The sequence below is a fragment of the Arsenophonus endosymbiont of Apis mellifera genome (genome assembly GCF_903968575.1).
In the GTDB taxonomy this organism is placed as follows: Bacteria; Pseudomonadota; Gammaproteobacteria; order Enterobacterales; family Enterobacteriaceae; genus Arsenophonus; species Arsenophonus apicola.
Map to the genome: position 1 here is coordinate 1 of NZ_CAJCFU010000042.1, position 10,911 is coordinate 10,911.

Annotated in this window: 8 protein-coding genes and 1 pseudogene; 3 read left to right on the forward strand and 6 right to left on the reverse strand. The window is 35.5% G+C overall.

All coding sequences use genetic code 11. The annotated features are described in order from the left end of the window. Nucleotides 1–281 (reverse strand): relaxosome protein TraM (locus tag H1X92_RS05745; protein ID WP_202881802.1); only part of this gene is annotated, 281 nt, incomplete at its 3' end. Nucleotides 282–757: 476 nt separating this feature from the next. On the opposite strand from H1X92_RS05745, the gene H1X92_RS05750 reads away from it, so the two are divergent. The 3 genes from H1X92_RS05750 (at nucleotide 758) to H1X92_RS16215 (ending at nucleotide 1,591) form a co-directional block, all read left to right on the forward strand. After that, nucleotides 758–1,231: a lytic transglycosylase domain-containing protein gene (locus H1X92_RS05750; protein WP_180559252.1), complete on the forward strand. Its 474-nt coding sequence runs from the start codon at nucleotides 758–760 to the stop codon at nucleotides 1,229–1,231. A gap of 77 nt (nucleotides 1,232–1,308) precedes the next feature. Then, nucleotides 1,309–1,458, forward strand: a complete 150-nt coding sequence (locus H1X92_RS15620) for a hypothetical protein (protein ID WP_202881803.1) — start codon at nucleotides 1,309–1,311, stop codon at nucleotides 1,456–1,458. Then, nucleotides 1,418–1,591 (forward strand): DUF4282 domain-containing protein, encoded by a 174-nt coding sequence (locus tag H1X92_RS16215; RefSeq protein WP_370520671.1) that lies wholly within the window; start codon nucleotides 1,418–1,420, stop codon nucleotides 1,589–1,591. Before H1X92_RS15620 ends, H1X92_RS16215 begins: the two co-directional genes overlap by 41 nt. Before the next feature lie 49 nt (nucleotides 1,592–1,640). Here the strand turns inward: H1X92_RS16215 and H1X92_RS05760 are convergent. From H1X92_RS05760 to H1X92_RS05780, 5 genes and pseudogenes are all read right to left on the reverse strand, one after another. Next, a pseudogene (locus tag H1X92_RS05760) lies at nucleotides 1,641–2,681 on the reverse strand (IS481 family transposase). Nucleotides 2,682–2,908: 227 nt separating this feature from the next. Then, the gene (locus tag H1X92_RS05765; RefSeq protein WP_180559255.1) at nucleotides 2,909–4,357 is read right to left on the reverse strand and encodes a hypothetical protein; all 1,449 of its coding nucleotides are present in this window, start codon (nucleotides 4,355–4,357) and stop codon (nucleotides 2,909–2,911) included. Between the two features lie 10 nt (nucleotides 4,358–4,367). Further along, nucleotides 4,368–9,419 (reverse strand): AAA domain-containing protein, encoded by a 5,052-nt coding sequence (locus H1X92_RS05770; protein WP_180559256.1) that lies wholly within the window; start codon nucleotides 9,417–9,419, stop codon nucleotides 4,368–4,370. Between the two features lie 347 nt (nucleotides 9,420–9,766). Beyond that, complete coding sequence (locus H1X92_RS05775) at nucleotides 9,767–10,333, reverse strand: recombinase family protein (protein ID WP_180559257.1); 567 nt, start codon at nucleotides 10,331–10,333, stop codon at nucleotides 9,767–9,769. 191 nt (nucleotides 10,334–10,524) lie between these two features. Further along, nucleotides 10,525–10,911: ProQ/FINO family protein (locus H1X92_RS05780; protein WP_180559258.1), on the reverse strand; the 387-nt coding region annotated here is incomplete at its 5' end.

The window sequence follows — 10,911 nt, forward strand, 5'->3', positions numbered from 1 at the left end:
GATAATTCAAACATTGATTCAATTTGTAATTTTGATTTAAGAACAGCATCTGCAATTAAAGCTAACTTTTCATCAAACGTGACATCTTGATCACTACTTTGCTCATTTTTTTTCTTTAAAACCCTCGCCCCTATTTTTAACATTTCCAATGCTACGGCGGTTCGATTTGCTGTTGATTTATTCTCTCCATCCTGTAATTTTTTTTCTATCATTTCATCAATAAATTCCAAAACAGAAAAAGGCACTCTTAGTGTCATCGGGTAATTTTTTTGACTTTCCATTTTATACCTTACAATTTGTTACATTTATTTGCATTTCAAAAACAATTTATGGCTTGCTGACCAGCATGTTTTAAATTTTTTTTTGCTAAAATTCAGTATAAATCACCTTATAATTGTAATTATAAAATTACTCAAAAGAAAGTTATAACTTTCTTTTGTTTTATTTTATATTATTATCAATANCTTAATNTNAGAATTTTTAACTTTCTTATAAGCAAGTTATAACTTGCTTATAGCTTTCTTTTTGAAANTNTTTTTTTGATTNANATATATACTANATTAATNCAATNACTTNAATTTAAATGAAAAATTATGCAAAATTTATTTTGCGTGTGGTGTGTAAGTTAGTGGTGGAAAAAGCGGATTTGGTGAGGTAACATTGAGAGTCTTTATTAGAATTTCTTTGCAAAATTCTTTTGTTTTATCAGGGCGACAATATGCCGAATTGTGATGTTTTTAATTAAAAGAGATGGGTGATGAAAATTAAAAATTTAATGTGGCTATTGTGTCTTGTTATCTCAAAATTATCGCTTGCTGATTGTTTTGATAAAGCCGGAAGTTATTATCATCTCGACCCCGATTATTTAAGAGCTATTGCATGGCAGGAATCTAATTTCAATCCAAAAGCAAAAAACAAAAATAAAGATGGCTCCCTTGATTTAGGAATCATGCAAATTAACACCAAAACATTTAAATCAATTAAAAAAGAATATCCGGCTTTAACAGAAAATAAATTAGTAAATAATCCATGTCTGAATATTCATATTGGCGCCATGATTTTAAATCGAAATTTTGTCAGGTTTGGTAAAAACTGGCAATCCGTAGGAATGTATAACGCTGGCATGCAAAATAATAACACATCGATTAAAAATCGTTATCGATATGCAAATTTGATTTATCAAAAATATAAAAAGTTAAAATTAGAAAATACCGGAGAGATTAAAATCTAAATCCACTCGGTGGAATAAATAAAATTTGAATCTTACAATTCACTAATGAATTTAACAGAATTAAAAAGGAAATAACCATGTTGAAATCTTTATTAAGATTAGATGAAATGATAACCCCTAAGATTATAATTGTTTTCTATTGGCTTGGGATTATCGCTGTTTTATTTTCTGGAATTGCCGCCATTTTTGCAGGGAGTTATTCTGGGGGTTTTCTCTGGCTTCATTAGTGGCCTAGCCATAATTGTTATCGGCATTATTAGCGTTCGCGTTTCTTGTGAGTTAATTATTTTATTATTTAATATTTATGCCAAACTTAAAGAAATTGCTGAAAACACAAAAATAAACCATAATATGTACTAGCTCAGACCTAATCTGACGGTTACCCAGCTTTTCTGGTGCCAGCGTCAGATTAGATTTGAGTTAAATTTTTTTCAGCCCAAATCCTTTTTCCATCAGTTAATGTATCCATTGGCGTCCTGCCGCAGCACATTTTTCCCTGATGAGTTCGTTCATTGTTGTAGTAATCCAGCCAGTCGTCCAGATCTTTCTGCAACATTTACAGAGAATCGTACAGTTTTTTACGGAACGTGACCTGATAAAATTCATTTAGTATGGTTTTATGGAAGCGTTCGCAGATACCATTCGTTTGCGGGTGACGAGCCTTCGTTTTTGTATGGTCAATATCGTTGATAGCCAGATACAGCTGGTAATCATGCTGTTCAATCTTGCCGCAATATTCCGTGCCACGGTCAGTTAAAATCCGAAGCATCGGTAGCTTTTGAGCTTCGAAGAACGGCAATACCCGGTCATTGAGGATATCCGCTGAGGTAATCGGTGTTTTCATTGTGTAGAGCTTAGCGAACGCTATTTTGCTGTAGGTATCAACAAATGTTTGTTGATAGATACGGCCAACGCCTTTCAAATTGCCAACATAAAACGTATCTTGAGAACCAAGATAACCTGGATGATGTGTTTCAATTTCACCACATGCTTCATCATCCTGTTTCTTCTTTTACAACGCAGCAATTTGCTCATCAGTCAGGATAATACCCTCCCTCTCAACCTTGTATTCCAATGCGGCCAGACGTTTCTTAAAGTTCTCCAGATTGTGTCTGAGCCAGATAGACCGTACGCCACTACCAGAGACAAAAATGCCTTGCTTACGTAGTTCATTGCTTGTTCTGGCTTGTCCGTATGCTGGAAATTCTACGGCAAATTTGATGACCGCCTGTTCTGTTTGCTCATCAACACGATTCTTCAGATTAGGAGTACGTCTAGAACGGTTAATTAGCGAATCCACGCCACCGTCATTAACCAGTTCTTGATAACGGTAAAACGTATCACGTGATACGCCCATAACCTTACAGGCTTTTGATACATTACCGAGTTCTTCCGCAAGATTAAGTAAACCTGCTTTGTGTTTTATAATGGGATTGTTAGTATGGAGCATGAGAGTTACCTCTTATTGTCTTTGATTACGGATTCAGCACCTTTAATCAAAGTGGGTAACTCTCTTCTTTTCAAATTGAAGTGTCAGATCTAGTCTGAACTAATACAATTTAGATGTTGAAAAAAACCATCGTTACATACTGCTTTTATTTTAGGATCGTTCGAGTCGTTTGTTATGTATTCATATGTCTTAAAAGAAAATATCAGTATACCATCATGACTTCATACTTATTTTGATAACTTACTTTGCTCATTTAGAAATTCTATAACTTTTCCAAGATACCTAGGTTTAAATTCATCTATATATTGAGACAAACACCCATCAAGGTATTGCTCAATTTTCTTCAACTTGTGAGTATCTTCGGTAATAAAACCTAGCGGAAACGGTACTTGATAATTGTCAGGCTGTACTAAATGGTATAGGATTAGTGCAAACCGCCCAGATAACATTACTATTTCAAGTGGAGCAATAGCTTGACATTCAACAAACGCATGAAGAGTATTTCCCTGTTCCCTGAAAGCAGCTTGCCACTTACGCGCAGTAGAAAAATCTTTACTATTCTTCAGTGGTAAGTACAACTGAGTATCAATTATTTTGTATTTTGCTTTCTTATTCACATCCGTATCAAAATTTGCAAGAAGGCTTAAACACGCCCTATAACGTTCACTTGCTCCCCAAAAACTATTCACAGGCGCGATCCAACGTAAGGTTATAATGTCATGATTTTTTTCTTTAGAAAGAACCTTACTGTATTTTCTTAGGATTTCAGCCAAAATGTCTTGGTTACTCTTACTAGTCAGAGATCCAAAAAGTCTTTTTTCGAATTTTTTCGGCTGTATTGATGATTGAAACTCAGAAACAACCATTTCTGAAAAGTTAATACCTCTTGATCCGAGTAAAGATACTGTTTCTTCATCATCAAGTACTGATGCCAACAAAGCAATATCCTTAGTATTGTTAATTCCTAAATGTAACTTTAAAACCTGAGCTCGTTGCTGCATATATGCTTTATCGTTGGCCATTTTTAAACGGGAAATATTTCGTATAGCCATTGTGTTAAGATCAAGAATAAAATCTTCACTACTACGAATCCATACGTCTGAATCCTTTCTAACTTCGCTGATTTTATAAATTTCTACATTCCTACTTTTTAACTTAAATAACTCAACCTGCTGTTGCCATAATTCATAAAAGTAATTTTGAAAAGCTTTCTTCGCTAATAATTCGCTGTTTGATCTAGGCTCAATTCCTGCCTCAAGTTTTAACGATAAATAAGAATTAAAAGAGGGCTGTACAATCTTTTCAGCAGGGCTAAATGTTAATAAATCAAAAATATAAGATTGCCGATAAACCTCAATTTTAGTCAATAATGGCTCGTCAGAGGCAGAATCAAAATAACGCTTGGCTTTATATGTCAACGCTATTCGCCCATCAGTTCTGTATTCGATATCATTATTATCTATGAAGGGACGAAGAGCCTCATCTAACTCTTTTTTTGTAAATCCAAAAAATGTAGCAATTTCTTGAGGCATCAAGTTTGATAAATTAAGAAGTCGAAGAATAAATTCTGGAACTAAAGGAAACCCACCTTTTTCAACCGTTGAATACTCGAATCTAAATTTTTGAGCGGGGGCGCAAAAGTCAACTTCGTTTACGATGATAGAAGTATTACTCATTTAACTTTTCTCATATTTTTCCTTGTGCTTCTTTAATTATGTATTGCTTATTAGTTTGTCTAGATTGGATATATGAAACCACTTTACCGAGCGGTAATTCCGAATTTTTACCGAACCACATACGAAGGTCACCAATAATAATTAATCTATCCATCGCCCTTGACATCGCAACATTGATACGATTAGGAAGCTTTAAAAAACCAGGGCTATGCTCAGCATTAGATCGAACCAGAGAAACAATAACTATTCTATTTTCCTTACCCTGGTAGCTATCGACAGTATCAATTTTCACCATTGACAAAAAATCATCTCGCCAATTTTGGCTATGGAATTCTTTATGTAACATTCTTTTCTGCTCTGAGTACATACAGATAACACCAATTACCGGTTCTTCATCCCCAACTTCATCCAATAAAGACTGACAAAAATCGTAATCCGATTCAATAGATCTCAATATAGTTATTATTTCAGTGATCTCAGCTTGATTGCTTAGGCTCTTTCTTAATTCATCTTCTTTATGAAACGCTTTTTCCCCCAATACACCTGTATTTATCCATGTAACTATTGATTTGAGTTGATCAGGTGCAATATTAAAACATCGAGGAATACTTCTATTGCCAGTTTGAAGTACATCACCATAAAAAACATTCGACACTAAATCACCAATAGGCTGTTGCATTCGGTATTGCGTCGTTAGGATAGCACTACACTCCTGACCATATGGTGAAATAAATGCTTTCTCAAAATCACTTGCCATAGCTTGCCTAAACTCATCACTGGTTCTGTCCAATTTTAACTGGCGAGCAATCGCATCTTCATGTTCACGTTGATAGATTGGAGGAAGCTGTTTATGATCACCAACAAGTAAGACGCGTTTGCCTGACTGCATGGCAATCGCTAATTCGCTGGGTGAAGATCGAGCAGCTTCATCAATAATAATCCAATCAAAAAATGTTTCGGATACATTTAGGTGAGAGAGGCCGATTCCTACACAAGTTCCACAAACCATCGTCTTGGAACGCAATAGGAATTCTTCATAATTACTTCTTTCACAAGATAAACGCTCAATATAATTATTTGCTAGTTCAACCAATCGCTGAGCTTTATGCGCCTCATGTGGTGCTATGCCATAAGCGCATGCAATTCTCTCTCGCACAACTTTTAAAGGCATTTCTAGATTAAAATCGCTCTCAAAATTTACATTAAAATCTTCGGATAACACTCTTACTAAATGATCCCGAATTTCTGTCATTGTAGATCTTAACAACCCCCGTTCCTTTGAACTAAAATCCGCAGAGTTTAAATCTGAATAGATATTTCGAATCTGTGTTAATGGCCGTCTCACTTTGCATTCAATATCCGCTAAACGTGCGATATAATCAGCGTTTACACCTAAAGATTTTGATAATGCACATAAACGTTGCTTATACTCCGCTTTAAATAAATTGTTTGCTCTCGCAACTAAAGACTTAGAATAAACATCTAACATTGATTCAGAAACAGCATTTTCCCGATTACTGAATCGCACTATATCTAATTCAGTATGCAAACGTTGACAATGAGAACGTATGCGTTCAGCCGCTGTGTTTACAGCTTCATGGGATTGACTCACCATCAAAATATTTTTTACATTCATTTTACTGATGAGATAATGGCAGAAAGCAGCAATAAATTCTGTCTTTCCTGTGCCTGGAGGTCCTTGCAAAAAACCAACTGGCCCTTTTCTTATAAGAGTTTTAAATGCTAGTTTTTGTGCATCATTTAGATTTATAATAGTACCATTACTATCTGTCCTCTCATAAGCACAAAAATCCTCTTCTGTAGGTAAATTATTATCTTCTGTTGGCTGCATTAAGCTATGAGGTTCAAAGTAGGATATCAATCTTGGAATAACCGATTGTTGGGCTAGAACCCTAGTAAGGGCTTTTTCTCTTCTTTTAAAGGATGACTTTTCTAGTCGGTTTGTGATGTACAATGTTTCACCAACATTGATATTACTACCTCTACACATTTCGAGAGTAATTCGACTTGAATTACTTTTTTCTAGTACAATATTACCTAAAGAAAACTGTTTCTCGTCTTTTAGTCGAGTTAATTCTAAAATTTCATCATGCTCATAACCACTAAGTACATCATGTTTACTGGAATAAAATATTATTAATTCCACTCCATTTTTATTAAAACGTGGTTCTTCGGCAACTTCAATTGCTGGCCTAGCAAACGCTTCCGTATCCAGCACAGAACGCCACACTTTATCTGCGGAGATTGGAACCTTTACAGTCTTTACTACTCCTGCAACCAAAGACTCACAGATTTTCGAATCTTGAGTGTTAGAAAGTGTTTTTTTTAATGAAAGAATAGGGCGTTTTTCTTTTGTTTTCTTAGATAAATATATTGACTTAGTTGCTGTTTTTTTACTCGGCCTTTGTGGTTTCAGTTGTTCTGAAACCATTAGGGCAAAATCGATTTGCCCTTTAAAAAACAAATTTAGTTCGCGAAAATCTTTTTGTTGTGAAGTTACAACATTTATGGATAAATTTCGCTCTAACATCGAGTGCTCTATGTTGTAAAAAGATACGGACTCAGATTCCCTAATTTTTTTTATCACAGAAAACTCTTCAGAATCAACTGAATAAATAAAAGAAATACTCCCCCCAATACCACAAAAGTGAATGACAGCTCGATTGTCTCCTATAGTCTTCTTTTCTGCACGAATATAAATTCGGCCGTTATCTGGCAAGATTTTAAAATCTCCATAAGGACTATTAGTTACCAAGATAGTGATTTCATGATTTGACTTAGATCTTTTGCATTCTACAAAAGCATCTTTAAATCGATCAAGGGACAAAAAACCCGCTCTATCAGAAGACTCTTGTTCAATAACTTTCCTTAATGGAGGAATATCATATTCATTAGACTCATCCCAATTCATACCCAACAATTCAATACTCATGCGCATAACTGCAAAGTTGTCCCTTTCAAACGGGCTACAAGTATCAATATTTAGAGGGCTATATCGAGTGTTAAGTATGTTATTGTCTATAGAATTGAAATCCGGAATATCAATCAAAAACAACTGACTGTAAGGTGGAGTTCCTGTGACTAAAACATTTCCAGGGTGCAGATCACCATGACTAAAATTTAGCTCATGTAATCTTTCTACATTACTGATCAACATATCGATGATTGGATAAGCTAATTCCCGCTCTATCACGCCTATTTCATCCAATGGATATCCTTCAATAAATTCAGTTACCAAAAATAAGGATGCAATCATTGGAGCAATTCCATAAGATTGAATCTTGGGAAGAAAATTCAGATTGAGGTTTTGTAAGCGGTCCACTTTTTGTAAAAATTGAGCCACACTCTGTCCTAAGACTGGAGACTGAGGAGTAGGGTTAGCGTTAGTCCAAAGCTTGACAATATACCTACCAGAACGATAGATCTGTTTTACTTGATTAGAGGATATTTTTTGACCAACAGGATAATCAAGATATGGATTAGCACTATGTTGGCGGTAAGGCTCAATAACAGAATCATCAAATTCGAATGCAAGGGAATTATCCGGCCGCGCTTCGTTAAAAGCCTCAAGAAATACTTTAGCGTGCGGGTAAATACTTGGCCGTTTCATAGAAATGGCTTGCAAAATTATTGGAGCATACCAATCTTCTGCCGCTTCAATTTCCCCGTACAATGAAATAATCTGCTTTAGAGACAAGGTATTGGGTAAACGTTTAGCTTTGAGTATATGCCAGCTAAGAACACCCAGACAAAATACATCTTGCGTAAAGGGTGTGAACTCATGACTCTTTGCTACCTCTTCTGGTAACGGAATACACCCAACGTTCAAAATATTTCTTTTTGGTCCCATGGTACCAGCCGGTTGGTAGTAAGCAGTAATGAAGTTGGATAATGCAATAGAGTTAGTTGGTGATAGCCATATACTATGACAACCAATATCTCGATGGGCAACTTTAATACCATGTAGCAATGAAAACTGATTCAACAAGGTTTTTACTGGGACCAAACGTTGCTCTTTACTATACTGGGCAATATATTTATCAATGAAAGAATTAAATCGTAGGTGACCTGCTGGAAGCTCATAAAGTTCGCAATATTCTTGAGTCATGTCATCTTTTGAGGGATTACTTATTGACCGCAGACAGTTCTTATAAAGTTCATTTTCACTGCATGAAATGTAATTTAATATATCCCTCTCTCTGGAAACTATTTGATAACGGCCATCTGGAGTTTTAGTCTGATAATCTTCAATTTTAGAGAATTTCCAATGTCGCAAAAGAGCTATATCTTTCTTGTTGTTTTCATTAACAGCTTGAAACTCTTTATAGATTTGACTAGGATGCGAAAAAATCTCTTCTTTAGACCTAAAACCATTTACCACTAATTGCTTGGGACGAACATTTCTACCTGAAATTAATTTATCAAAAATACTAAAATCTTTATTGAGATAAGATCTAGTCCGTTCAGAATTAAACTCTTTATCATAAGCCCTGGGATCTGTGAGCTTCATAAACTGTTCTAAAGTGAGAATGTGAAGCTTATCTTTTTCCGGCAGCGAGTCATATTTTGGCTTATTTGTTAAGACTACTTTAAAATCAATCCAAGGAACTTTCTTGCCTGGAAGATCGTCCTTGATCTTTTCAAGAATATTCTTTAGTAAAAAGACTTTGTTTCGCGTAGTGTGAACAGGTGAACGGCATCGACTTTGACCATTTTGATACCAATTGTCGTCGTAGCTAGTGATCTCACCGCGCCAATCTTTTAGCTCAATAACAAGAATATTTTTATGAGTAACAATTACAAGATCGAACTCCCCTTCTTTACGTTCATTCACAAATCTGAAACCTGCATAGCCCTTCCAAGGCCACATAGAATTTGCTCTTTTTCTTGTCAATGTTTCAGTTTGAGCCGCCATCATGCTTTGAGGGGATTGGTTGATATTACTATCATTAATGGCGATGGGAGAAAATGCTTTTTCAAGCTTTTCGATAGCATTTACTTCCTGTATCTCAAGACCTCCTTCCCAGTATTTAACTTCCATTAATTAATCCCTCTTTTTATTTCTTACTTTTTCATCCGGCTTTTCGGTATGAGTTATATATTTTACTAAGTCGTTCGCTATAATTAACAACTCGGATTTTTCCCTGTAAAAATGACTTTGACTATATCAAGAACTTACCGCTGGATTCACTATATAATTCAGCTACAGCCGTTTAATTAGCTATTAGTTAGAGCGTCCAAGAACAATAAACATATAATAGAAAAAATATTGATTTGAGCCTAATTTTCTTAATAAATTAAGAAAAATTAGATTCTATAAAAACTAGAATAAATTAATTAGTTATTTTAACTAAAAATATTACAAAATATTTTGTAGTATATCATTTTTTATGGTTTTAAAGTTAAATATTGGTTATCAAACACTTTATAAACCGTTGAACGAGCGATCTTCAACTGACGGGCAATCGCTGTTGCTCCTATTCCCTGAGAACGTAGCTGTCTAATTTTCTCCCGATCAACACTACGTTTGCGACCAAATTGAACACCCTTTAATTTCGCTTCCAGTCGGCCTTCATTTGTACGCTCTAAAATGCGTTGGCGTTCGGCCTGAGCTACAGCCGACAGAATGGTTACAATCATTTTGCCCATCGTACCTTCGGTACTGATGCCATCATCTAAAAAACGTATCGCTACCCCTTCTTGGTCAAACTCTTTTATTAACTGGATCATATCTGCAGTATCACGCCCAAGGCGATCTAGTTTTTTAATCAAAATAATATCGCCCTCTTCAACCTTTAAACGCAATAGATTGAGTCCGTCCCTATGAGTATGACTCCCTGAGACCTTATCAGTAAAAATTCGATTTACTCTTACTCCGGCTTCTTTAAGCGCTTTAATTTGAATATCGAGCGATTGCTGACTGGTTGACACTCTGGCATAACCAAAAAGCCGCATTAAATGTCTCCTTAATCGATTTAAAGACACAGAATGTCTTTTATTTTTGCAAAACGATTTAATAGACATTTTAGAATAGTTATTTTTACCTGTCTAAGAATTTATAATATTTTAGACAGATTAATAATTATTGATGATTTTTTTTCATCAGTATTATTTTTTAAGCTGCGGGTTTTTAAAATTCTCTGTAGTCAAACTTTCATTGAGGCAGTTTTAAGTCTGACCAGACGCTTTAGATTATCCACAACATCTTCCTGGGTGACCTCTCCTGCCACCTGTCCGTCTTTGTCATAACGACTCGCGCCTAACTGGATAAGGGCGCGATAATCGACGTGGTGGCCAATGCTATTTAGACAGGCTTTTAACCGTTTTTTAGTGAGCGGTAACCCCTTCTCATTCACTTCCTGCCACATAGCTTGCCGGATGCCAATTTTCATCGGTCTAAGCTGTTGTTCAGGAAACAGGGCTGGCCAAAAGAGGCTGATTTGGGAAATTGCCTCCGCTAACGGCAACCGTTTTTTAGGCGGTTTCGGTGGTTTTGGGATTTTAACCTTAACAACAGGTTGAGGCTTTTCAAC

Excerpts from the sequence above, each read along its gene's own strand:
- H1X92_RS05770 (WP_180559256.1), bottom strand. The coding sequence starts at position 9,419 with ATGGAAGTTAAATACTGGGAAGGAGGTCTTGAGATACAGGAAGTAAAT.
- H1X92_RS05750 (WP_180559252.1), top strand. The coding sequence starts at position 758 with ATGAAAATTAAAAATTTAATGTGGCTATTGTGTCTTGTTATCTCAAAA.
- H1X92_RS15620 (WP_202881803.1), top strand. The coding sequence starts at position 1,309 with ATGTTGAAATCTTTATTAAGATTAGATGAAATGATAACCCCTAAGATT.
- H1X92_RS05765 (WP_180559255.1), bottom strand. The coding sequence starts at position 4,357 with ATGAGTAATACTTCTATCATCGTAAACGAAGTTGACTTTTGCGCCCCC.
- H1X92_RS05775 (WP_180559257.1), bottom strand. The coding sequence starts at position 10,333 with ATGCGGCTTTTTGGTTATGCCAGAGTGTCAACCAGTCAGCAATCGCTC.